The following is a 21,918-nucleotide window of genomic DNA, read 5'->3' as shown; positions in this document are numbered from 1 at the left end:
AGATGTGTAAGCTCATGCGAGCGCGGCGGGACTATATCCGGCCTCCTGTATCGCCGAAAGAAATTCACCCGCCTCGCGTGACGACTCGATGCGCACGATCCTGGTTTCCAGGTCGACGGTCACGTGTGCCGCCGTATCGACTTCCTTGACCGCTTTCGTTACGACGCCCGCGCAGTGCCCGCAGGTCATATCCTTGATGGTCAGTTCCATTTTCCAACTCCGTTCCGTTGAATCATTTCAGTTACAACCTTTCGCTGCGGGGCAGGTCAAGGGGGCGTCAATGCGCCGCGCCAGCCAGTTTCTCCAGAATCGGACAGTCAGGGCGTGAGTCCCCTTTGCAGTGGGCTGCCAGATGCCGGAGCGTATCCCGCATTTCCACCAGTTCCTGAATGCGTAGATTCAGGTTGGCAATATGCTCATTCGCGAGCCGTTTGACCTCGCCGCTGGACCGGCTGCGGTCTTCCCAAAGGGCCAGCAGCACCGCAATCTGCTTCGTGGAAAAACCAAGATGTCGGGCCTGCCGGACGAAGCGCAGCACCTGGACATCCCTGGGCGTGTACACACGATAGTTCGCCCCTGTCCGGGTGGCAGCCCGAATCAGGCCTGTTTCCTCATAGTGACGAATCATCTTGGTCGACATGCCCGACGACTTCGCAACCTCGCCGATATTCATCGTTTTCCCCTCTCGAAACGGCCATTCGAACCGCACTGACTATTCTTGACCTTCCCACGTTGGGAAGGTCAAGTGGTTTCGATTCAAGGGGTAATCGTTCGATTCGTGGTGCGGCACGGAAAGAGGCCGAACGGCTGATCCTGTGGGCCATCGTCAAACGGGCCGGGCGCTGTCGTCTGAGATTGATAATCATTGAGAGGCCTCCTGGCCGCCCGAAGGAGGCGGCGGCTAGGGTCTACTAGTTGAACTGCGACGGTCAACAGGACCCTTGAGGAGGCTGAAATGAACTATAGCGGCATCGATCTTCGTTCGTAAGCGAAATTAAGCGCACCTAGAATCGGAAGCTGAACGAGCGCAGGCTTGCGTCCGCAACTACAACTTGCGGGCGCTGCGTCTCTCAAAATGCAGAGCCAGTAACGTAGGACCAGGACGTTTGCTCAGCGGGCGCCTTCAGTCGCCGCCCGCACTCGCAGAAAGCGTTCTACCGGTACGACGGCAACGACGCCATCACCACTAGATTCCTCGTTGGCGACCGTCATGATTTCCTCGATCAGCGCGTCGACGTTCTCGGCGACTGTGAAGATTTCGATCTTGATGTGCTCAGTCGTCCAGTCGTTGGCAAAGAGATTGGGATGTGCACCGAATCCCCTTGCATGGGTCACCGTCATGCCGTGGATGTGTAGCGCGCCCAACTGCCGCTCGAGCATCTTGAGTACATTGGGGCGCAGTATCGCGATCACGCATTTCAGTTCCATCGCATCCTCCGTTTCTAATATGAGTCATCACTCCTATCCCTTGGACGCCCACTTCGCATCGACGGCCGCCTGAATCTTCGCTGCGTCCTGGATACCCGATTGCGTCATCCGGTAGGCGATTTCAGCGGTCCCCTGGCAAACCGGACACGACACAGCCATCCGGTCCTCGAAGCATTGAAGATTCGAACGGTGCTCGCCACGGTTCTCGCATCCACACCAGCAGTAGAGCTTGTTGAGCGTCGCGGGAATCCTGGTCGCTACCCAGTACGCGTGCCGCACGGCGTTGTCCGAGAATTGCGCCGGATTCAGTACGTGCGAGGCGTCGAATACTCCTGATGGAACGATGCGCAACCCGTCTGGTCGCAGCATGCCAACTCGCCAGCCGGGTATCTGTTGGATCGCATTTGTTGACTCGATGGCAACTCCCGTGGGGCCGGCAACCCAATGGACAAATGACGGCCCCCACACCAACGCCGTCGGCATCGCAATAATCAGGGCCAGCAGAGACAGCAGATGCCACCCCGACTTGCTGCCAAGGCTAGAGTGCTTGCTGACGATGCTGCCGGCCTGAGGTCGTATGTGTCGTTTCACTTTCAATCTCCCAGATTCCCGGTCAGAATCCCGGATGCTGATACATGGTGCCTCCACAAGACAGCATCCCGTGCATCATTCCGGTGTGCATTGCCCACATCGCACCTGTACCCAGCACCGCTAACAGGCCGATGACCGCGAGCAAGCCGATGATAAAATTGACGATTAGTTTCCCGTTGAACATATGCTCTCCGTGAAGCGAACCGGACCAGAACGATGGGCGCTCCCACCGCACCGGTCCGAAGTTCCCGCAGAAATCGACGGACTCAGTGTTTGGCTTCGTCCGTTACCCGAGCGCGCGTGGCGGGACCGCCAGTGTGAGAACGCACGCCACGCATCATGAACATCATCGATAGCGGGCAGATGAATACACTGGCGATAACAGCGAGCGTTGCAAGCGTGCCTCTGAGAGGAGGAAATGCCCAGTAACCGAGGGCGATGACGGCGACCAGTGCGAGCGCAACGGCCGCCATGGTTTTCCAGTTGCATTTCATGTGAAGTCCTTGTCAGGCTGTATCCAATGTGAGTAACGTGGTCGGGCTTGCGGTCACTTCGACGGTGGCGTAACCGCCTGGTCGGAATACTTCATCATGATGTCGCTCATGGCCCGCATCATCTCGGCGTGCATTCGCATCGCGGTCTTCGGGTCCAGACCGGCGCTTCCACCCATCATCGGGCAGCCGCCCATCATTCCGCCCATCATCATCGCGCCGTGACCGTGCTCACGGTCCTGCATCGCCGGACTGGAAGAAGAGCCAGTGGCAGCGAGGCCCACTGCGCTCGCAGCGAGCAATAGCGTGGAAACAACAGCCAATCGTGCATGTCTTGCGTTCATGTGTATCTCCATCTTTCGTTCGTAGAATCGAATCGAGCATGTGACGCTTCGCGGATGGTCACGCGGGCCGCGAGCGAACTCGAGCCGCGGTACGGAACCGCTGGGCAAGCGCCGACGGAGGAGAGTTACAACGAACGCGGGGGCGGTGCTGGCAGCTCAGGAATGAACTGCTCGGAAAGGATCCGGGTGATGGCCCGATAATCAGGTGTCGATGGGGCAATGCCGACGGTATGCGACATCGGTATGGCCGGCATCCCGCACACGGAGCTTCCCATGCCCGCGTGGCAAGCAGATGGATGAGCGCTGGTACCGACGTGCATCGTGCCGGATGTGCATCCTGTCGCTTCGATAGCGCCTGCTGCCTTCATGGGATGCTGTACGGCAGGCATCGACGACATTTCTGGACATAACGCGGCCTGGGCGGGGTAACCGAGCATCGGCAACCACGCGATCAGGAAGCAGGCGACGAGTTTGACCCAGAGATTCATGATTTTCAGTATAGGCGCCGATGAGTCCTGCTGCGGCCGCCGACAGCTGCGTTATTGCGCCACATCACTCGACTGCAAGCGTTTCAGATGGGCCAGGAATGCGTCCGCCCCAATAAATCCGACCAGTTGCGCATCAGGCTGCTCCCGACCAGTTTTGTCGAAGAAAATCAGGGCCGGAGGGCCAAACAGACCGAACCGCCGCAGCATCGCCGTGTCGGCCTCGGTATTTTTCGTCACGTCGATGCGTAGCAACTTCCAGTGCGTAAACTCGTCCATCACACGTGCATCAGTGAACGTGAAGCGCTCGAGTTCCTTGCAGGTGATGCACCAGTCCGCGTAGAAGTCCACCATGACAGGTGTTCCTCGTGCGAGCTTGAGCGCCTCGTCCAGCTTGGCGTTCGAGGTGATCGTGTCGAATCGCGCTGCCGAACTTGCGCCACCTCCCGCTGACGCCGACATCCGCGTCAAACCGCCCAGTGGCATCAGCATGTCGAAATTGCCCGATGCGACGCCAACAAACTCGGCGATACCTGCGACCAGCAGCAACACACCGAGCGCTTTGCCGACTCGGGCAATCCCCGTCGCGCCGGCCGGTAAAGGGTCGATCGCACGTAGCATCATTCCGCAAGCAGTCAGCAGCAATGCGACCAGTGACATCAGCAGCCAGACAGGCAGCAGTGAATAGACGAACCACAGCGCTGCGGCCAGCAGCATGACACCGAGTGTGTTCTGGACCGCGACCATCCAGTGTCCCGACTTGGGTAGCAGGCGCGTTCCGAACGTGCCGACAAGCAGCAGCGGAATGCCGATCCCGATACCCATCAAATACAGCGCCAGCGTACCGCCTGCGATGTCATGACTGTTGGCGATGTAGACCAGTGCGCCTGCCAGTGCCGGTGTGGAACACGGCCCGACAATCAGCGCGGACAACATGCCCATCACGAACACCGGCCCAACACGGCCTCCGGGCAAGCGTCTGCTCCATCCCGCAAACCGCGTCTGCCAGCCCGTCGGCAGTTGCAACCTGAACACGCCGAACATACCGAGCGCGAGGATGAGCATGAGCGCGCCGAACGTGGCCAGTAACCAGGGTTTCTGCGTCACCGCCACAAGTGGAATGCCAACGACTGCCGCAATGGTTCCAGCCGCCGCGTATGTCATCGCCAGTCCTTGTACATAGGCGAACGACAGCGAAACCCCGCGCCATACCGGCAACCGCTCACGGGTACCGTTAATGACCGCCGTGACGATAGGGATGAGCGGATACATGCACACGGTGCCCGCCATCAGCAGACCAGCCACCAGAAAGCCTAGCAATTCGGCGATGCCGATCCCATTGGCAGGACGCAGCGGTAGACCCGGTACGGCGGACTGCCGGCTTTTCTCGACGACAGGGAAGTCCGCTGCATTCGCACTCCCAACGAGCGCTGCGAGCGTCACAGCACCGTCCGCAGCGATCCGAAAGCGGCGCGTCTGCGGCGGATAGCAGACCCCCACGTCGGCACATCCTTGCGATGTAACTGTCAGCATGGCGCTCGACGTGATCGCAGCGGACAACGGAAGACGAATCCGGACGGGCTGGTGATAGACCTGGACCACGCCGAACGTCGGGTCGTTCTTCGACTCGGAGGGCGGCATCGAATCCGGTTTTACCAGTGTGCCGTCAACCGCAAAGCTGATTCGGTCGCGATACAGGTAATACCCGGGCTTCGTCTTGAAGTCGAGCACGACCTCCATCGGGCTCGCGAGGCTGACGGTCAACGGAAATGCCTGCTCAGGCGCAAGCAGTTCGGATTCGTTGACTGCGTAAGCCGAAAAGGATGCGGGTCCGAGCAACAGGACAAGGGCGAAGCGAAGTATGCGACTCAATATGTCCGCTGTTTGGTAGTCAGACTGATACGCGTTGGATGATGTCGTTCGCATGGTGGTCTCCTCGCCCGAACTCCTGGCTGCCGGCGCGCGGACAGAAGCCTGCGTGCCAGCCATCAACGCTTCGTCACAAGCGCTTTTCGAGTTTTACGATGGTCAGGGTGCCGTTGACTTCTTCGACGCGCACCTTGACCTTGTCGCCTTCCTTGATCTGCTTGACCATCGCGGCATCCTTCGCCTTGAACGCCATCGTCATCGGCGGCATGCCGACGTTTTCCAGCGCGCCGTGCTTCAGCGTGACCATGCCTGTCGCCACGTCGACTTTCTTGACCTCTGCGTCGGTGAGCGCATTGTTCGACGACACTTTCATCGCGGAAGCCCTGGTCGACATATCCATGCCGGCCATGTCGTTGCCGGCAAATGCGGGCGTGGCGAAAGTGGCTGCAAGGGCAGCGGACATAACAAACAGTTTCTTCATTGGATCTCTCCAGTTTGGTTGACTGGCACGTTCGTGCCGGAAGGGTTTGTGTGGGGAAAATGGACAGCGCTGGCCTGTCGTGCGCGACGACGCTGCAACAGGAACCACGCTGCGGGAATCACGAACATCGACAGAAGTGGCGCGGTCACCATGCCGCCGACCATCGGCGCGGCGATACGCTGCATGACCTCCGACCCTGCACCGTGCCCGACCATGATCGGAATGAGGCCGGCGAGCACGACGGCCACCGTCATTGCCTTCGGCCGTACGCGCAGCACGGCGCCTTCGCGAATCGCGTCGAACAGCAACGCCTCGGTGAGCAGCTCGCCATCTTCCAGCCGGCGATTGAGCGCACCTTTCAGGTACAGCAGCATGACCACCCCAAACTCGGCAGCGACGCCCGCAAGCGCGATGAATCCGACCGATGTCGCGACCGACACCGCGTGGCCGAGTATCCAGATGAGCCAGAAGCCGCCGACCAGCGCGAACGGCACGGTCGACATCAGCAGCAGCGCATCGGCGGCGGAGTTGAAGGTCAGGAACAACAGCACGAAGATGACAACCAGCGTCACCGGAATGACGGTCCGGAGCCTGGCCGCCGCGCGCTCCAGGTACTCGAACTGGCCCGACCACGCAATCGAGTAGCCGGGTGGCAACTGGACCTGCCGAGCCACGACCTGCTGCATTGCCTTCACGGCGGATTGGAGATCCGTGTTGCGGATATCGACGTAGACGTACCCGGAGAGCCGAGCATTCTCGCTGCGAATCATCGGCGGGCCGTCGGCGATCGTGATGTGGGCGACGTCGCCGAGCTGGATTTGCGCGCCGCGATCCGTGACGATTGGCAGTTGCCGCAGCTTCTCAAGCGAATCGCGGAATTCGCGCGGGTAGCGGATATTGATGGGGAAGCGCTCGCGGCCGGCAATCACCTCGCCAACGTTCTCACCGCCCACCGCCGACGACACGACCGACTGGATATCGGCCACCGACAGTCCGTAGCGTGCTGCGGCGAGCCGGTCGATGTCCACGTCGATATAGCGCCCGCCGTTGAGCCGTTCCGCGAGTGCGGACGTCACACCAGGGACACCTTTGACGGCCGTTTCAACCTGCGTCGCGATACGGTCGATCTGCGTCAGGTCCGGCCCGGAAATCTTGACGCCCACCGGCGTCTTGATGCCGGTCGACAACATGTCGAGGCGATTGCGGATCGGCGGCACCCATACGTTCGAAAGACCGGGCACCTTGACCGTCCGGTCCAGCTCATCGACCAGCTTTTCCGGCGTCATGCCCGGCCGCCACTGGCTGCGCGGCTTGAACTGGATGGTGGTCTCGAACATCTCGAGCGGTGCCGGGTCTGTGGCCGTATCCGCCCGGCCCGACTTGCCGAACACTGTCGCGACCTCGGGCACGGTCTTGATGAGCCGGTCGGTTTGCTGCAGCAGCTCGCTCGCTTTCTCGGCGGAAATGCCCGGAAGAGCGGTCGGCATATACAGCAAATCGCCCTCGTCGAGCGGCGGCATGAATTCGCCGCCAAGACGCGAAATCGGCAGAATCGTCAGCACCAGCGCGACAACTGCGAGACCAATCGCCGCCCACGGCCAGCGCAGCGTCGCCTCAAGCAATGGACGATACAGCCAGATCAGCACGCGATTGATGGGATTCGCGTTCTCATGCGGAATACGGCCGCGGATCAGGTAACCCATCAGGACAGGCACGAGCGTGACCGACAAACCTGCTGCCGCCGCGATCGTGTAGGTCTTCGTGAACGCCAGCGGAGAGAACAGCTTGCCCTCCTGGCCTTCCAGCGAGAACACCGGAATGAACGACAGCGTGATGATGAGAAGCGAGAAGAACAATGCCGGCCCGACCTCAGTTGCCGAAGCTGCGATGAGTTCCCAGCGCTGCGCGGCGGTCATCCGTGTCTCGGGGAACGCATGCTCGAACGCTTCCAGGTGCTTGTGCGCGTTCTCGATCATCACGATGGCCGCATCGATCATCGCGCCGATCGCGATCGCGATACCACCGAGCGACATCAGGTTCGCGTTGACGCCCTGATACCGCATCACGATGAACGCGGCCAGCACGCCGAGCGGCAACGACAGAATGGCGACGAACGCGCTGCGCAGGTGAAACAGGAACACCGCACAGACGAGCCCAACGATGATGAACTCCTCGATGAGCTTGTCCTTCAGGTTGTCCACCGCGCGTTCGATGAGTTGCGAGCGGTCGTAAGTCGTGACGACTTCGACGCCGGGTGGCAGCGAGCGCTTCAGGTCGGCGAGCTTCGCCTTCACCGCGTCAATGGTCTTCAGCGCATTTTTTCCCGAGCGCATCACGATGACGCCGCCGGCGACTTCGCCCTGACCGTTCAGCTCCGCGATGCCGCGACGCATCTCGGGGCCGATCTGGATGCGTGCGACGTCGCCCAGCAGCACCGGCGTGCCCGCGTCGTTGGTGCGCAATACGACATTCCGGAAGTCGTCGAGCGAGCGCAGATAGCCCGACGAGCGCACCATGTACTCCGATTCGGCCAGCTCGACGACCGAGCCGCCGGATGCCTGGTTTGCCTTGCCGAGCGCATCGGTCACCGCGGCTTGCGTGATGCCGTAAGCGCGCAGCTTGTCCGGGTCGAGCACGACCTGGTACTGGCGCACCATGCCGCCGATGCTGGCGACCTCGGAGACGTCCGGCACTGCTTTCAGCTCGAACTTCAGGAACCAGTCGTTCAGCGCGCGCAGCTGTCCGAGGTCGTGCTGTCCGGTCTTGTCGACCAGCGCGTACTCGTACACCCATCCCACGCCGGTCGCGTCCGGCCCGAGCGAGACGGTCGCGCCCTGCGGCAGGCGGCTTTGCACCTGATTCAGGTATTCGAGCACGCGCGAACGTGCCCAGTACTGGTCGGTCTTGTCGTCGAACAGCACGTAGACAAACGCATCGCCGAACGACGAGTACGCGCGAATGGTCTTTGCGCCCGGCACGCCGAGCAGCGTCGTCGTGAGCGGGTAGGTGACCTGGTCCTCGATAACCTGCGGCGCCTTGCCCGGATACGATGCCTTGATGATGACCTGTGTATCGGACAGGTCGGGCAGTGCGTCGAGCGGCGTCTCGGCGACCGAGTAGAGGCCCCAACCGGTCATGAGTACAGTCGCGAGCAGCACCAGGAAACGGTTGTGGATGGACCATCGGATGAGCCGGGCAATCATTGCACGCCTCCGACCGGTTCGACCTTCGTCAACTGGTAGCCCTCATCCGACTGCTTGAAGACGAAGTGCACCGTCTGTCCGGCCTTGACGTCGGGGAAGGCATCGGGAGCGGGCTTGTTGAACGCCATCGTCATCGCGCCCCAGCCGAGCGCCGGCACGGGTTGATGGGAGAACGTGATGTCCGCAGCGGTCACTTTTTCGACCTTGCCGGTGGTCTCGTACGTTTGTGCTGCGACGGCGGGTGCGGACGCCGGTGCGCTTGCGCTTGCCCCCGTGCTGCCCTCCAGCCTCGGCAGAACGGACTTCAGGCTCGCTTCGGAATCGATCAGGAACTGGCCGGACGCGACAACGGTGTCGCCGTCGTTCAGGCCGCTCAGCACCTCGGTTTCGTTGCCAATGTCATTGCCCACGGTAACCGTCGCCGGCTGAAGGCGCCCGTCGCCGTTCTTTACGATGACGACCGAGCGCTTGCCCGTTGTGATCACGGCTTCGGAGGGCACCAGCAGTCGCGAGACAGCCTTCTGGCCGGCAACGCGCACGCGCATCAGCATGCCCGGCGTCAGCTTGAATCCGGCGTTGTCGATTTCCAGACGCGCCTGGAGCGTGCGGCTGGTGGTGCTGATGCCCGGCAGGATTTCGCGGATGCGACCGTTGAAGTGTTGTGTCGGGTCGCCTGCGAACGTCGCATCGACGGTCATACCGGGTTGTACGCCCAGCGCGAGCGCCTCGGGAATCTCGACGATGAGCCACAGCTTCGACAGGCCGGCAATCTTCGCGAGTGTCTGGCCGGGCGCGACCATCGCGCCGTCGCGGACGTTCAGTTCGCTGACGACACCGGACTCGGGCGACGTCAGCAAGACGTGCGTCTGGGCCTTGCCGGTTCGGTCAAGGCTCGCGATGATTCCATCAGGAATCGACAAGGCGCGCATCCGCGCTCGCGACGCTTCGAGCAAAGTGGCGTCCATGCCGCCGCGCTTGAGTGCGAGATATTCCTCCTGCGGCGCGAGCCATTCCGGGACGAACAGCGATGCGACTGGTGCGCCTTTTGCGATGCGTTGCATCGGCGCGTTCGCATAGAGCCGGTCGATGTAGCCGGTGACGCGCGACTGCACGACATCCGAGTGCGATTCATCGAACTGCGTCGTGCCGATGGCATCGAATCCGCCGGTCGTTTCCTGCCGACGCACGGTCGCATAGCGAATGCCAAGATTCTGCTCAAGCCCCGGGTCGATCTTGATGCCTGAAGAGCTCTCGCCTTCATCCGCGTAGACAGGCTCAAGTTGCATGTCCATGAATGGCGATTTACCCGGCTTGTCGAAATGCTGGTTCGGCACCATCGGGTCGTGCCAGTACAGCACCTTCCGCCCGGTCTTCGGGTCGATCTTGCCGCCCGGCGAGGCGGCGCCAGTCGAGGCAACTGCGGTGCCGGTCGCCGCGTGACGCGTTCCCGCGAAATAGCCCGCGCCGAGCAGCGCCGCGCCGGCAAATACCGTCAACACCGCGCGTGCCAAAGGTTTCCTGTTCATGCTGTTCTCCGTCATTGCGCGGCGGCCATCGTCGGTGGCACGACTTGATATTCGAGCTGCGCCCAGGTCTGCGACACCTCTCGTTTGAGGTCGAGCACCTGCAACTGCGCTTCCAGTTGGGCACGGCGGGCAGCGAACGTGTCCGCGAGCGAGCCGCTACCAGCGCGATAGGCAGCATTCGCGAGTTGCACGCGCTGGTCCGCGGCGGGCAGCAACGACTGGCTCAGATTGGCGATGCGCTCGCGCCCGCTCGCCAGGGTCGCGGATTGTGCGCGGATGTCGGCTTGCACCTGTCGCAGCGCGTCTTCGTACATCAGCCGCGCCTTCGTGGCGAGTTCGGCTTTCTCGGCGACGTCGCGGTCCTGGTTGTTTTTCCGGTTCAACGGCAATGGAATGGTGACGCCGACGGACACCATATTCGAGTACGCACCGCCGCGTTGCTGGTACGCGACCTCCCATGTCCAGTTCGGGCTGCGCTCGCTGTCGGCGACTGCCGTATCGGCATCAGCGACCGCGATGTCATCCGCGGCGGCGACGAGCGTCGGCTGCGACAGACGCAGTTCGTCAGGTGGGAGCGACGACACGAACGACTCGGGCGCCGGCGGTTCACCGGTCACATCGGAGACGGGAACGGCCGTCCAGCGTGACAACCCAATAAGCGCGGTCTGATAAGTCTGTTGCGCCTTGAGCACCTGGTCCTGAGTCTGCGCGAGCATCACCTGCGCCTGTACCACGTCGGCGGTGCTTGCCTTGGCGCCGCGATACGACGCCTTCGTCGCCTCCAGCTCGTGGTGCATGTGGTCGCGGAGCGCCTGCTGCAGCGCCAGCGCCTGTTTCGCATACACGGCGTTCAGCCAGGCTGTGGAAGTTTGCTGGCGAACGTTGGCGAGTTGCACCAGATAGTCGGCGCGCTCGCGCCCGACCACCTCATCGGCCAACGCGGAACGCAGCTGCCGCTTCTCGCCAGATACCCACTCCTGTTCGATGCCGATGCGGCGCATCGTCATGAAGTCCTGGCCGATGGTGAAGCGTTGCGGACCGTTGACCGGCAGGTTATCGATGCCGGCCTTGAGCATCGGGTCCGGCAGTTGTCCGGCCTTGACGGCCGCCTCGGAGCTGGCGCGGACGGACGACTGCGCGGCCTGCATCGATGCAGAGCGATCGGTCGCCGACTGTAGCGCGGCGTCCAGCGTGAAAGGCGCCTGCTGGGCGTGAACGACGCCCGCGACGAGAAGCGCGGCAAAAAGCGTGTGCACGCGCCAAGGTACACGCCGGCGCAGCGGCGTGCCGAAAATGAATGGCATGTTCTAACCCCAAAGGCGAAATCCCATAGGGATTCCGCGTCCGGCATACGACGAACCTCACCGCAACTGCGGTGAACCTGTCAGCGAGGGATTAGACGAGACGCGGCGGTCGCCATAACCCGTTCGGGTCACGGACCGGAAGAGACTGGGTGTAATGGAAGATGACAGGCGTGCCGACCGCAGCCGGGCGGCCGATTTCAGCCCTGGCGGCCGGGTGATAGAGGCTGCCGAACTGGCATTGGGCGGTTACTTTGCAAAACATGCCCTTGACCTTGGCCTTGTCGACGGATGCGGGCTTCATCGAATCGCAGCCCGGCATGTCAGCGGATACGCTGGCGTCCGCATCCATGGACATGGTTTGCTGCATCGGACATTCACCGGTCAAGCCACTGGCTGCCAGCCCACTGATGGGCAGCACCGCGCAGAGCAGCAACAGGATGACGGTCCGGAGCAGTTTCATGGCGGAAATTATAGCCTGCAGCCTGGCGCGATCGCGGTGGATAATTGCACTACTTTTTGTCGGACCACGATCTGAACCAGACGGGCAGCTTGCAATGCGAACGCCAATGGCGACTGCGGGGTGCGGAGGAGACCAATCAGGAAGTAGCTGATTTCATTATGCAACTCAGTCGGCGGATGCGGGCTTCGATGCGTGCTCGCACTCGAATGTCGCGAAGGTCGGTCAACCAGCGTTCGAATACGGCGGTCTTGATGAGTTCGATCATGTGTCAACTATGGCTGACACTTTTCGACCGTGTCAACTATGACTGACAATGATCGGGCCACCACATACTGTCTCGATCGGTGGGCGGGCGCCTTCAACCCTCGCCAAACCCGTCGTCCGGGTGCAGCGCTTCGAGCGGTTCGAGCATCGTCCTCACCCGCGTGAGTTCCATCACAAATTCGTCAATCAGATCAAGCGCGCCCAGCACCTGCTCGGGCAAGGTACCTTCGCGGCGCGACGGAACCGACGGTGCGCCATTCAATACTGAGTGCGCCATGCTGTGGATCTCAAGCAGATCGTCGCGTAGCCCCTCGGGATCATGAAGCTGGATGCGTATGCGATCGACAATATCGACGGCGGCCAGCAGGCGGGTGGTATCGTAGCTCGATTCGAGCCGCTCGAGCGCGGCGGTGTCGATATCGCCGAAATAGGTCGTCGTGATGGCCGGGCGTGCAGTCATGGTCGGGGTGCATAGGTACGGGCAGCATGGCCGAACAGCGGATCCTTGATCCAGGCTTCCGGCCGACGGTCCAGGTGCAGTTTATAGTGGCCGAAGCGGCGGATGTTGTGGGTCGGGTACGGGCTCAGAAACTCGATGTCTTCGGCGCGCACTTTCTCGCTGTTAGCCGCCATCTCGCGCAGCGCCTGCATCATGTCCACCGTGTTCTGCAAGATCACGGCCGATGCGACCAGGTCATTGTAGCGTAGCCGTTTCTGCTGTTCCTCCGGCTCGTTCTCGGCGATCACGTCACCGCCGAACGACAGCCATTTGGAGAAGCCGTTGTAAGACTCGATCTTGTTCGTGTTCGCGGTGACCTCCTGCCGCAATTCGAGGCTGCCGATCCACTCGAGCAGAAACACCGTGCGAACAACGTTGCCGAGCTCGCGCGCGGCCAGGTACAGCCGGTTCTTGCGGCTTTCGGAGCCGAGCCGGCGCAGCAGCAGCGGCGACGAGATCGTGCCTGCCTGAATCGACAGCGCGACCTGCATCAGCTCCTGCCAGTGCTGCTCGATCAGCACCCAGTCGATGGTCGCCTTGAACAGCTTGTCGACGTGCTTGTATTTGGCCTTGCTGTCTGGGCGGTACAGGACGAGATCCTTCCAGTTGCGAATCCGCGGCATCAGGTTGATGCCGAGCAGGTACGTGAACGCAAAAACGGCGGCCGACTGCCCCTGCGTGTCGGCATGGACCGTATCGGCCTTGATCGACAGGCCCGCTTTCAGCAGGCCCTCGATCACATAGATCGCCTCCCAGACGCCCGGCGGAATGAAGTGCTGGAACACCGCGATATAGTTGTCGGCAACGTGCCGGTACGCGACCGCGCCCATTTTTCGGTAGCGGAAGTGATAGCCGGCCAGCAGGTTGTTGTCGTAGAAGTCGTACTGCGTGCCGTCGGCCGCCACCGTCTTGCCATCGCCCCAGTGTTTTGGCAGGTCCAGCCGCAGGTACAGTTCGATCAGCTCGCGCTGTGCAGTCTCGAGCTTGTCCAGGCTCACGTGCCGACGGTTGACGAACGACAGCATGTGCGCGGTGACATCCGAGTCGAGATGGCGGGCCGCCTGGGTCGGGCCGAGATTGCAGCCCATCGCGAAAATCGTGAGCAGGTAGCGCTCGGCCGCCTTGCGAATCTGGGGATCGCTCCCGGACAGCGGCCCGAAGTGCCGCGTGAAATGCGTCCAGTGTTCGATGTTCGCGAGGATGTCCAGCATGTTTCGCGTCGGCAGGCGGGCGTTCAGCCGCTCCTGCAATGCGATCGCGCTCGCCGGGATCTCTTTCGCGACGGTTTTGCGCAGGATAGGTTCGCCGTGACGATCGATCACGACGTGCTCGCGCTTGCGCGGCAATTCGTCGTCGAGCTTGTGGGAAGCGTCGGTCAGCCATTGACGCAGGTGGCACACGAAGTCACTGCTGGTCGTGGGCATGCCGAGCTTGTCGCAATAGTCTGGCAACTGCTGCTCGCATTGCCGCCATGGCAGGAGGTGATCGCGATAGTCGGCGTAGGCGTCGGAGCCGGACACGCACAGATCGCCGACCCGTAGCTCTTCGGCCATGTACGAGAACACGCAGAGTTCGAGATACCGTCGATTGGTCGGCAATCCGTCGCCGTGGGTGCGACGTGCGAGCTTGCGCCACCGTGGCGCCGCAAAGCCCAGGTCAACATCAGCATCGATCCACTCGCGATGCCGCGACTCGTTTTCCAGCACGACGTCGAGCGCATCGAGCAGCGTGCGGACCGGGCTGGTCGAATCCCATTCGAGCGTACGGGCGACACGCATCATGACCGAACGGTGGGCCTTGAAGTGCTTCCAGAGCAGCGGCAGATAGTTGCGGCCGCTGAACGCGCGGATCGCCGCACAACTCTCGCGCAACGGCTCGAGATCGCCTTTCGGCGCAAGCAGCTTCCTGACCGCTCGGGCGATGGCCGTCTCGTCGGATTCATCGGCGAGAATGTCGACCACACCGTCCAGCAAGCCGACGAGATCCTCGACCTGATCACGCTGTTTTCGCTGAATGGCGTCCAGTTCGTCGCTCGCGCGCTTGTGGATCGCGCCCATGCGCCGGACGAACATGTCGGCGAGATCGTCGCGGGCGCGCACGCGCATACGGTTGAGCAGCGCGACGATCAGCGTGTAGCGCTTCTCGGGCGAAGTGTCGTTCCTGAGCGCCGACGCGTCGAGCGCCATCGCCTGATTGGCGAGCGAGCGCAACTTTGAGGCTGGAATCCCGGCGACGGCCAGTGAGAAATCGCCGAGCTCGTCGAGCCAGGAGACCTGCTCAATCAGCAGGTCCAGATGCTGGCGCGATGGGCGTTTCGCGTGACGCTTGATCCGGTTGTAGGCAGTCTGCCGGCTTGACAGATCACGCGCGAGCAACCGGTCGAGCGCGAGTTTCTGCTCATCGGTCAGGCGTCGCGTGACGCGCTTGAAGAGCCGGGACTGCGCCCGCGCGTGAATCTGTTCGGTCAGCCGATCGAGCGTCGAGAACGCCGGCAGTTCGATATCGCGCGCGATGAGTTCGTCGATCGTCGCGTTGATGATGTCGACCGGTTGGTCCATCGTCAGCGACGCCGTGTGCGCCGCCCGTGTCGCGATCGCGTTGGCGTCGGTGCCGTAATACGGCTTCACGTCCAGGTAGGTGCGAACCGCCGCGTAATGCCGGAACAGCGTTGGGGAGGTCTCTGTGTCGTAGCCGAACTGTACGGAGTCGCCGATATCCGCGGCTGCCCGAATATGCTCGACAACGGCGGCCGGAATGGTGTCGGCCGGCGGGAAATAGTGCAGTTGCTGAAAGACCTTCAGCAGCACCAGCAGGCCCAGTCGAGGTCGCTCACCGCGTGTTGAGCGGCGCGCCCATTCGAGCTCGTCGGGCAGTGGGGTGTAACAGGCTTGCAGTTCCCGGGGTGCCAGAACCTCGGGAAAGCGCGGGTACGCGGTACGTTCGAGGGTAGCCATTGCGGATCGTCCGGATCGCAGAGGGCCGCTTAGATTAGCGCAATAAAAATCTGGCGTTACTGCGCAAAATAGTAATAAGCAAGGCGGAGTTCATAACTACAAGGCTTATGATAGGAATTCGCGCTTACCTTGTCCATGCCCCCTCTTCGGACAGCCGCAATCCGAAGACGAGCAACGTATCAAGGACATGATCGATCGGTTCAATCAACTGCAGGCGGCCAAGCTCGAGGCGGAGCTATTCGCCCAGCGCAAACGCCTGGCCGACGCGGAGCGGTCACTGCAAACCAAGGTGACCAAGGCCGCGGCCGAAAGCAAGCGCATCGCGCGGGATAAGGTTGATGCCCTGCTGCGACGTCTGGACGATCTTCGGCGCACCGAGCCGAAAGAGCGCGACGGGCGAATTTTCCCGGGACACTATGCGCCGGTCGTGGTCATGGAAGCCGGCGAACGCGTCATCAAACCGATGCGTTATCAGTGTCGGCCCGCCGGCAAGCCGGCTTTCTATGATCGAAAGTATCCGGGCACCTACAACGCCCGCCGCAACAATCTCGGCGGCTTTTGGAAAGAGCTTTTCGGATACTCGCACGGCGTGATGGTCGTCAACGCCTTCTACGAAAATGTGAGCAGCTCGCGCCTCGAGGGGCGTACGCTCGCCGACGGCGAGAAGGATACGAATGTCGTGCTCGAATTCAAGCCGAATCCGCCAATCGACATGCTCGTGGCGTGTTTGTGGTCCCGGTGGGAAGGCAAAGACGAGCCGAGTCTCCTTTCCTTTGCTGCGTTTACCGATGAGCCGCCTCCGGAGATCGCGGCGGCCGGTCACGATCGCTGCATTATTCCGATCCAACCGGCGCAAGTCGACGCCTGGTTGAATCCGGACGCCGGCGAGCTCGCCGCGCTGCACGCGATTCTCGATTCGCGCGAACGGCCGTACTACGAGCATCGAATGGCGGCATAAGATTCGACGATGTTGGCGCGCACAAAGTACGTAAAGGTCCGGCAGTGCGTATCGGTTATGATCGACGCCGCGGCGACAGGCCGGTCGTCGCAATCCGATCATTCTAAGCATGGAATAAAATGCCGATCACCTGCCTTTACGCGCTCAATAGAAGCAGACATCATTTCTGCAATGTCCTGGGCTGGGTGGCATCCCAGCGTTCTCCGGAAAGGATCAATACGTCAACGATCCTGACGCAACGGCAGTTGCGAAGAAGGGGCCTATTCCCGCCGGCATCGACTACATCATCGATCGCCAAACGGGCGGACGTTTCCCCGAGCTCCAGGATGCGATTCACGACGTCATCACTAACACGCATCGGCGCGAGTGGTTTTCGCTCTACAGCACGACCCCGCCGATCGGCGATTACATGAACGTGAAGGGGGTGCTTCGCGGGAATTTCCGCATTCGCCCGGTCGGCCGGCTAGGTGAAAGCGACGGCTGCATCACGCTCACGCATCCGACGCAGTTCGAGCAATTGCGGGCGTTTCTGCACTCGCAAAAAACCGAGAAAATCCCTGGGACGGAGCTCATCTACTACGGGAAGGTGATCGTCCAATGAAGCGATTTTTTGTTTCGTTGCTTGCGGCGCTCGCGCTGGCCTTTCCTATAGCGATCGGCATCGGCCGCAGTCCGTGGTTCGGCAATTGGATGGCCCGAGGTCACGGCTGGGATACCTTTGACCCGTTGCTCAAATTCTTTGGCGTGATCGGCGTCGAGGGCGAAGGCGATGTCGTCCTCAACACGTTGTTGGTCGCGTCGTTCGTTCTGTCGTTCGTAGTCGCGTGGTTCATATCCGGCGCAATCGTGCGAACGAGGCAGCGCCAGGCGAAGTGATCGCTACATCCTTGCGGACACCACGATGCACCCGAGCCCGACCCGCTATGATGGCAGTATCGTCGGCAACTCCGCTGCATCGCCCCTCCCCAGTCGAGACCCATCGGTCGCGGAGCATTCCGGGCAGTGAGGGTCCGCCGGATAAGTCTCGTGGATCGTAGCGCGGGAAAGATGCTTGACCCGCCGGGGGGTCACGGCCGCCGCTTCATCGTGGAGTCTCAGAAAAGACATCAGGAAGTCGTTAGCGGCCATACTTGCCCCTATTGCATTCATCGTGATAACGCTTGGGTTTGCTTCCAAGGTCCCATAATCCTGATCTTTACGCTCTACCGGGGACTTTGCTTCGACCGCAAGCAGGTAAGGTGAAATCATTCCCGAGCACCAAAGGCAGTTGCATGATGGAAGAACCCAACGCTCAGCACTGAACGCGTCGTCGAGCGACTTCGCGTCGGCCTGACTCTTGATTTTCGTGCCGATCTGAATGCCAGGGATGTAGTACTGCTGAACAATTGCGTTGAAAAGGAGGCGCGCACGCATCGAATCGGCAGCCAAAAACAAGAAGTCGCATCCCAAAAACTGGCTGGCGCAGGACGGGGCCGCAAAATCGCCATCGATGCATTCGACATTGCAATTCGGATTGGCCCGTCGTGCAGCGCGCTGCGCAACTTTCACTTTTTTGGCCGAGTGCCGTTCGGCAAATTCGCGCACAATCTTCGGCATGCAGTCTAAAGAAAAGGGGTAACGCGCATCCCATCGCGTGGCGCCTACCACGCGCGACAGGTTCGACAATGCAATGCGGTCGTCATCTATGACGACGATGGTGCCGACACCGAGGCGTGCCAAATACTCCACCAGCAATGATCCAACACCCCCAGCACCAATCACGCCGATACGTGCCTGCGCAAGCTTTGCTTGTCCAGCTTCGCCGAACATGAGCAGTTGCCTCGTGTGGAACGGCGAATTCGCAGCATGCTTGGAACGAGGCGAGTCGTACAACCGCTCAATGTTGATTCCAAGAACGCGCGTCTCTTCAAGCGGCATGCGCGTACCGTCCGGCATCCAAATGTCGCCTGCAATTGCATTGCGTGCATATACAGCTGCTCCGACCGGCATCCCACCGGCAAGGTCCAGCAACGCTGGATAGCCACGCTCATGCGAGGTAAGGTCAGCTTGACTGAATGCCACCGAGCCTTCACCGCCGTGATTATGCACAGAGATATAGGCAAGTCTCTCCTTCCTGCAGCGTCGAATCAGCGGCTGAATGAATTCAGCCTTCATCATCTTGTACCCGTACCGGCCTGGGACGCTATCGATGCCGTCGCGAGCGACGACAACCTCGCGCGCGAGTAGCCGTCGATGCCCATCGAAATCGGCAACACCCGCAAGGATCACAAGCGCATGCTCGTCACTGTCGCCGGGGAATAAATGTCGGAGGATGGTTTCTTGAAGATGGCGGGGCAAGACCAGGGAGCATTTCGTAATCATTGACTTTTCACCCAGTGAATCACCTTCAGGAGCTTTATGGAGACCGTTTCCCGGATCGCGTCGCGCCGATTCGATCGAAGCGAGACCTGGACGGCTGGCTGTTCCATGAAGATATGGTTTCGAGTCATAGGCACAACGAGCGCCTTCTCATCAGCTCGAAGCAAATCGCCACGCACGAAGACGGGGTAGATGTCTGCATACGGCACGAGCGGCGGGATATGAGCTCCGATCCATGTCTCCCTCTGTACGTAAGGGTCTCCGAGTGAGACAGGCCCAAAGCGAATCCTCGCTCCACCAGCGCCGTCGGCCTCGAGGTGGAACTCCATCGGTTGAAACTGCTGGATCACGCCCTGGATCGCCTTGACGACCTCCGCCTTCAGACCGGTGAAATCAGGAGTGGTCGTCATTGTCGATCGCCTCGAAACGCTGCTCACTGTGCAGGTGAATCACCTGGTTGTCCTTGACCACTTCCTGCCGGCCATCCCCGAGCTCAGCGAACAGAACAAAGTCGAGCTTGATATTCACGCCGACGGCGATCGCGCGTTCTTTGATCGCCAGTCCATTCGCCCGGTTATGCGGCATCTCGACTTGCTTGGTATTGACGATGATTTGGACGGAATGGGAGTGCTCAAGCTCATCGAGCTCATGGATGGCCTCGTCGAGATCCGCTTTACCTTCCGCGATTTCTCCCTCGGCTGCCTCCACCTTACGCAGCGCTTGTGCAAATTCGCTGCCCAGTGAATTCGGCACGAGGGAATCAATGCCGCCATGATCGCCGTCGGGCGCCGTCTGGAGATCGGCTTTTTCGTCGAAATTTGTGTCGCGCATGATGACGTTCCTGTATCAATAGCGCCTCATTCTGGTTAAACGAAGCCGTTTACCATGGCCCGCACCAACGGACCGAGGCTGTGCACAAAGCATATCACCGCAGTTCTGCTTCGTGCAAGCTGTTTAAGCAGATTTATCGGATCGCGTTGTACCTGTACTCGATGCCGCCCGTGTTCGCGATGTCTTCGGTTCGCAAAATGTAGCCGTCAGCCACGAGGCGTTTGAGTCGAGTGCTGGCGTTTTGGACGGAGAGCCCGAGGTCGGAGGCGACCTGCGAAGCGAGGACACATTTGTGCTCGAGAACGTAGTTGAGGAGGTCTCTACTCGACGAACTCATATCGGGACCGATCGGCTCGAACGACTCACCTCGCCAGATCACCAAGGGTTGCTCCTTTGCTTGGCAAGCGTACTTCCAGTTGTCGACCAAATCCCGATCATCCATATCGACGAGGAACAGGCCTTTCTCCCCCCGGTAGTGTTTCGCTACCGAAACCACGCTCTCTCGCGGGAAAGAAGCGTCGGTCGCCTCGATGTCTTGGAGGGAAATACCAAACACCGCCGCCTCTGGATGTCGATCGATCTCTTCTGACAGCTTTCTGTAAGCTTCCTTGCCTTGGACGTTGCCGAACGGCTGCGTAGTCCCGGTCAGCTCACGAAGTTTGATAAGGTGTGTAGTCTGGTTCATGCCGGTAATTTAAAGAGAACATTTACGTCCCGTCAAGGAAAAAGTCAAAGCAGACGTGAGTTCCCTCAAGCTCGTGCATGTCCATCCGGCTCGAAAATTCGATTTGGCCGCTTTCGCTATAGTGCACCTCGACTTCGTATTTATGCTGCCGGACGGTGATTTGAGCGTTAAATTTGTGTGCGAAATCCGCGGTTCGCTTTAAACCAAGTCCTCTTCCATCGTCATCGTTACTGCTAATGCCACCCTCACGAAAAATTTCTTGTATTAACGCGACACCTTCGTGAATACCCGATTGACGAATCCGCTTTGCCAATGGCGAGTATTTCGTTTCCAAAATTGGCCCCAAGGTTCCCCAAATACCCCGCCCACTGTCAGAAAATACCGCTTGAACGTGCCTCTTGCGCCCTTTCCGATAGTATTGGAGGGCGGCAAATCCCGCGATCGATGTCTGCGAGTGATCTCGGACGTTATTGAATAGCTCCGTCAGCACGGTAAATATGCCTGTCCAATATTTGGAGTCCGCTATTTTCTTGAAACATTCTTGCAGCCGGAGGGGAATATTTTCGTCTGGCGATGTAGGCTCTATCATCGCCATCTCTACGAGTCCATCATTTCCGGCCTCGTAGATATCCGCTCGGGATTGTTGCGGCCGAGATGGTTTTACATTGACTCTAGGGTCAAGCAAGCGAAAAAATCCGACCCTGTCGAAGTAGCCATGGGTGGAGATGGCATTGCTACAGTCGACAAACACTGTCTTCCCGTCGCGCGCAAGCTGGTTACAGAGCGCCAACAGTCGCGCCATAGCATCAAGGAGTAACTTACTATCTTTTGAAAGAATAATTACGATACTATTACAGGGCGATGCGAGCGGCGAATCACCCCGTTCAAGTGCATCTTCAAAAAGCTTCGCATTGACCCAGGTATCCGCGGGAAGCGAAATTCGAAGCTCATGAGGCCGCGTCAGATACCAACGATGTTCGTCATCTTTCCGAAACCGTTCGCTTTGCGCGTATAAAAACGCGTTAACTTCACTCCTATCCTTGCCAATCTTGCTGGCGATGACTTTGGCTTTAAGCCCAGGATTCTCTCGCAGTAGACTTTCAATTTCGGTAAACATTTCTTAGATGCGAATTAGGTCTCGTTCCGCTCTCAGATGCGGTTCAAAGCTAACGTCAGATTCTCTTGGA

At 60.2% G+C, this 21,918-nt stretch carries 22 protein-coding genes and 2 pseudogenes; 3 read left to right on the top strand and 21 right to left on the bottom strand.

Annotated features, from left to right (window positions below; all coding sequences use genetic code 11):
• Window positions 1-12: 12 nt before the first annotated feature.
• From C0Z18_RS26520 to C0Z18_RS26445, 16 genes are all read right to left on the bottom strand, one after another.
• Window positions 13-210, bottom strand: a complete 198-nt coding sequence (locus C0Z18_RS26520) for a heavy-metal-associated domain-containing protein (RefSeq protein WP_009687815.1) — start codon at window positions 208-210, stop codon at window positions 13-15.
• 67 nt (window positions 211-277) lie between these two features.
• Window positions 278-673 carry a Cu(I)-responsive transcriptional regulator gene (cueR, locus tag C0Z18_RS26515; RefSeq protein WP_009687816.1) on the bottom strand — a complete coding sequence of 132 codons (396 nt, stop codon included), beginning with the start codon at window positions 671-673 and terminating at the stop codon, window positions 278-280.
• 437 nt (window positions 674-1,110) lie between these two features.
• A complete protein-coding gene (locus C0Z18_RS26510) occupies window positions 1,111-1,428 on the bottom strand; it encodes a P-II family nitrogen regulator (protein ID WP_009687817.1) in 318 nt (105 codons plus the stop codon).
• A 33-nt stretch (window positions 1,429-1,461) separates the two neighbouring features.
• Window positions 1,462-1,797, bottom strand: a complete 336-nt coding sequence (locus C0Z18_RS33665; RefSeq protein ID WP_021157492.1) for a PCYCGC motif-containing (lipo)protein — start codon at window positions 1,795-1,797, stop codon at window positions 1,462-1,464.
• A gap of 244 nt (window positions 1,798-2,041) precedes the next feature.
• Complete coding sequence (locus C0Z18_RS33030) at window positions 2,042-2,203, bottom strand: hypothetical protein (protein ID WP_009687857.1); 162 nt, start codon at window positions 2,201-2,203, stop codon at window positions 2,042-2,044.
• 82 nt (window positions 2,204-2,285) lie between these two features.
• Window positions 2,286-2,513, bottom strand: coding sequence for a DUF2933 domain-containing protein (locus C0Z18_RS26500; protein ID WP_043292957.1), 228 nt, complete (start codon window positions 2,511-2,513; stop codon window positions 2,286-2,288).
• 53 nt (window positions 2,514-2,566) lie between these two features.
• Window positions 2,567-2,866, bottom strand: coding sequence for a hypothetical protein (locus C0Z18_RS26495; RefSeq protein ID WP_011875597.1), 300 nt, complete (start codon window positions 2,864-2,866; stop codon window positions 2,567-2,569).
• 113 nt (window positions 2,867-2,979) lie between these two features.
• Window positions 2,980-3,342, bottom strand: a complete 363-nt coding sequence (locus C0Z18_RS26490) for a hypothetical protein (RefSeq protein ID WP_011875596.1) — start codon at window positions 3,340-3,342, stop codon at window positions 2,980-2,982.
• 51 nt (window positions 3,343-3,393) lie between these two features.
• Window positions 3,394-5,265: a protein-disulfide reductase DsbD gene (gene dsbD / locus C0Z18_RS26485; protein WP_042973489.1), complete on the bottom strand. Its 1,872-nt coding sequence runs from the start codon at window positions 5,263-5,265 to the stop codon at window positions 3,394-3,396.
• A 73-nt stretch (window positions 5,266-5,338) separates the two neighbouring features.
• Entirely contained in the window at window positions 5,339-5,689 is a 351-nt protein-coding gene (locus C0Z18_RS26480; protein WP_011875594.1) for a copper-binding protein, read from the bottom strand.
• Window positions 5,686-8,892 carry an efflux RND transporter permease subunit gene (locus tag C0Z18_RS26475; protein WP_021157489.1) on the bottom strand — a complete coding sequence of 1,069 codons (3,207 nt, stop codon included), beginning with the start codon at window positions 8,890-8,892 and terminating at the stop codon, window positions 5,686-5,688. Before C0Z18_RS26475 ends, C0Z18_RS26480 begins: the two co-directional genes overlap by 4 nt.
• Complete coding sequence (locus C0Z18_RS26470; RefSeq protein WP_011875592.1) at window positions 8,889-10,418, bottom strand: efflux RND transporter periplasmic adaptor subunit; 1,530 nt, start codon at window positions 10,416-10,418, stop codon at window positions 8,889-8,891. The genes C0Z18_RS26475 and C0Z18_RS26470 overlap by 4 nt, the downstream gene beginning before the upstream one ends.
• Before the next feature lie 11 nt (window positions 10,419-10,429).
• Window positions 10,430-11,722: a TolC family protein gene (locus C0Z18_RS26465; protein ID WP_060096529.1), complete on the bottom strand. Its 1,293-nt coding sequence runs from the start codon at window positions 11,720-11,722 to the stop codon at window positions 10,430-10,432.
• Window positions 11,723-11,813: 91 nt separating this feature from the next.
• The gene (locus C0Z18_RS26460; protein ID WP_011875590.1) at window positions 11,814-12,182 is read right to left on the bottom strand and encodes a hypothetical protein; all 369 of its coding nucleotides are present in this window, start codon (window positions 12,180-12,182) and stop codon (window positions 11,814-11,816) included.
• A 358-nt stretch (window positions 12,183-12,540) separates the two neighbouring features.
• Entirely contained in the window at window positions 12,541-12,906 is a 366-nt protein-coding gene (tnpC, locus tag C0Z18_RS26450) for a Tn3 family transposase post-transcriptional regulator TnpC (protein WP_009693043.1), read from the bottom strand.
• The gene (locus tag C0Z18_RS26445; RefSeq protein ID WP_011875589.1) at window positions 12,903-15,899 is read right to left on the bottom strand and encodes a Tn3 family transposase; all 2,997 of its coding nucleotides are present in this window, start codon (window positions 15,897-15,899) and stop codon (window positions 12,903-12,905) included. The genes tnpC and C0Z18_RS26445 overlap by 4 nt, the downstream gene beginning before the upstream one ends.
• Window positions 15,900-16,044: 145 nt before the next feature.
• On the opposite strand from C0Z18_RS26445, the pseudogene C0Z18_RS26440 reads away from it, so the two are divergent.
• The 3 genes and pseudogenes from C0Z18_RS26440 to C0Z18_RS26430 form a co-directional block, all read left to right on the top strand.
• Window positions 16,045-16,857 (top strand): annotated as a pseudogene (locus C0Z18_RS26440) (SOS response-associated peptidase family protein); the annotation flags it as partial.
• Between the two features lie 119 nt (window positions 16,858-16,976).
• Window positions 16,977-17,458, top strand: a pseudogene (locus C0Z18_RS26435) (DUF2778 domain-containing protein).
• The gene (locus C0Z18_RS26430) at window positions 17,455-17,733 is read left to right on the top strand and encodes a hypothetical protein (RefSeq protein ID WP_102648430.1); all 279 of its coding nucleotides are present in this window, start codon (window positions 17,455-17,457) and stop codon (window positions 17,731-17,733) included. Before C0Z18_RS26435 ends, C0Z18_RS26430 begins: the two are co-directional and overlap by 4 nt.
• 45 nt (window positions 17,734-17,778) lie before the next feature.
• Here C0Z18_RS26430 and C0Z18_RS26425 read toward each other — a convergent pair whose 3' ends face one another.
• From C0Z18_RS26425 to C0Z18_RS26405, 5 genes are all read right to left on the bottom strand, one after another.
• Entirely contained in the window at window positions 17,779-19,218 is a 1,440-nt protein-coding gene (locus C0Z18_RS26425) for a ThiF family adenylyltransferase (protein WP_102648429.1), read from the bottom strand.
• The gene (locus C0Z18_RS26420) at window positions 19,215-19,625 is read right to left on the bottom strand and encodes a hypothetical protein (protein ID WP_102648428.1); all 411 of its coding nucleotides are present in this window, start codon (window positions 19,623-19,625) and stop codon (window positions 19,215-19,217) included. The genes C0Z18_RS26425 and C0Z18_RS26420 overlap by 4 nt, the downstream gene beginning before the upstream one ends.
• Complete coding sequence (locus C0Z18_RS26415; protein WP_102648427.1) at window positions 19,609-20,046, bottom strand: hypothetical protein; 438 nt, start codon at window positions 20,044-20,046, stop codon at window positions 19,609-19,611. The genes C0Z18_RS26420 and C0Z18_RS26415 overlap by 17 nt, the downstream gene beginning before the upstream one ends.
• A 133-nt stretch (window positions 20,047-20,179) precedes the next feature.
• The gene (locus tag C0Z18_RS26410; protein ID WP_102648426.1) at window positions 20,180-20,731 is read right to left on the bottom strand and encodes a MarR family transcriptional regulator; all 552 of its coding nucleotides are present in this window, start codon (window positions 20,729-20,731) and stop codon (window positions 20,180-20,182) included.
• Between the two features lie 22 nt (window positions 20,732-20,753).
• Window positions 20,754-21,848, bottom strand: a complete 1,095-nt coding sequence (locus C0Z18_RS26405; RefSeq protein ID WP_102648425.1) for an ATP-binding protein — start codon at window positions 21,846-21,848, stop codon at window positions 20,754-20,756.
• Window positions 21,849-21,918: the final 70 nt, after the last annotated feature.

Source organism: Trinickia dabaoshanensis, assembly GCF_002879885.1.
Taxonomy (GTDB): Bacteria; Pseudomonadota; Gammaproteobacteria; order Burkholderiales; family Burkholderiaceae; genus Trinickia; species Trinickia dabaoshanensis.
Note: the sequence above shows the minus strand (reverse complement) of the source record. Positions and strands in the feature narration are given on the sequence as shown.

What these genes read in the sequence shown, in the direction of transcription:
- C0Z18_RS26520 (WP_009687815.1), bottom strand. Translation starts at nt 210, where the DNA reads ATGGAACTGACCATCAAGGATATGACCTGCGGGCACTGCGCGGGCGTC.
- cueR (WP_009687816.1), bottom strand. Translation starts at nt 673, where the DNA reads ATGAATATCGGCGAGGTTGCGAAGTCGTCGGGCATGTCGACCAAGATG.
- C0Z18_RS26510 (WP_009687817.1), bottom strand. Translation starts at nt 1,428, where the DNA reads ATGGAACTGAAATGCGTGATCGCGATACTGCGCCCCAATGTACTCAAG.
- C0Z18_RS33665 (WP_021157492.1), bottom strand. Translation starts at nt 1,797, where the DNA reads ATGCTGCGACCAGACGGGTTGCGCATCGTTCCATCAGGAGTATTCGAC.
- C0Z18_RS33030 (WP_009687857.1), bottom strand. Translation starts at nt 2,203, where the DNA reads ATGTTCAACGGGAAACTAATCGTCAATTTTATCATCGGCTTGCTCGCG.
- C0Z18_RS26500 (WP_043292957.1), bottom strand. Translation starts at nt 2,513, where the DNA reads ATGAAATGCAACTGGAAAACCATGGCGGCCGTTGCGCTCGCACTGGTC.
- C0Z18_RS26495 (WP_011875597.1), bottom strand. Translation starts at nt 2,866, where the DNA reads ATGGAGATACACATGAACGCAAGACATGCACGATTGGCTGTTGTTTCC.
- C0Z18_RS26490 (WP_011875596.1), bottom strand. Translation starts at nt 3,342, where the DNA reads ATGAATCTCTGGGTCAAACTCGTCGCCTGCTTCCTGATCGCGTGGTTG.
- dsbD (WP_042973489.1), bottom strand. Translation starts at nt 5,265, where the DNA reads ATGCGAACGACATCATCCAACGCGTATCAGTCTGACTACCAAACAGCG.
- C0Z18_RS26480 (WP_011875594.1), bottom strand. Translation starts at nt 5,689, where the DNA reads ATGAAGAAACTGTTTGTTATGTCCGCTGCCCTTGCAGCCACTTTCGCC.
- C0Z18_RS26475 (WP_021157489.1), bottom strand. Translation starts at nt 8,892, where the DNA reads ATGATTGCCCGGCTCATCCGATGGTCCATCCACAACCGTTTCCTGGTG.
- C0Z18_RS26470 (WP_011875592.1), bottom strand. Translation starts at nt 10,418, where the DNA reads ATGAACAGGAAACCTTTGGCACGCGCGGTGTTGACGGTATTTGCCGGC.
- C0Z18_RS26465 (WP_060096529.1), bottom strand. Translation starts at nt 11,722, where the DNA reads ATGCCATTCATTTTCGGCACGCCGCTGCGCCGGCGTGTACCTTGGCGC.
- C0Z18_RS26460 (WP_011875590.1), bottom strand. Translation starts at nt 12,182, where the DNA reads ATGAAACTGCTCCGGACCGTCATCCTGTTGCTGCTCTGCGCGGTGCTG.
- tnpC (WP_009693043.1), bottom strand. Translation starts at nt 12,906, where the DNA reads ATGACTGCACGCCCGGCCATCACGACGACCTATTTCGGCGATATCGAC.
- C0Z18_RS26445 (WP_011875589.1), bottom strand. Translation starts at nt 15,899, where the DNA reads ATGGCTACCCTCGAACGTACCGCGTACCCGCGCTTTCCCGAGGTTCTG.
- C0Z18_RS26430 (WP_102648430.1), top strand. Translation starts at nt 17,455, where the DNA reads ATGAAGCGATTTTTTGTTTCGTTGCTTGCGGCGCTCGCGCTGGCCTTT.
- C0Z18_RS26425 (WP_102648429.1), bottom strand. Translation starts at nt 19,218, where the DNA reads ATGATTACGAAATGCTCCCTGGTCTTGCCCCGCCATCTTCAAGAAACC.
- C0Z18_RS26420 (WP_102648428.1), bottom strand. Translation starts at nt 19,625, where the DNA reads ATGACGACCACTCCTGATTTCACCGGTCTGAAGGCGGAGGTCGTCAAG.
- C0Z18_RS26415 (WP_102648427.1), bottom strand. Translation starts at nt 20,046, where the DNA reads ATGCGCGACACAAATTTCGACGAAAAAGCCGATCTCCAGACGGCGCCC.
- C0Z18_RS26410 (WP_102648426.1), bottom strand. Translation starts at nt 20,731, where the DNA reads ATGAACCAGACTACACACCTTATCAAACTTCGTGAGCTGACCGGGACT.
- C0Z18_RS26405 (WP_102648425.1), bottom strand. Translation starts at nt 21,848, where the DNA reads ATGTTTACCGAAATTGAAAGTCTACTGCGAGAGAATCCTGGGCTTAAA.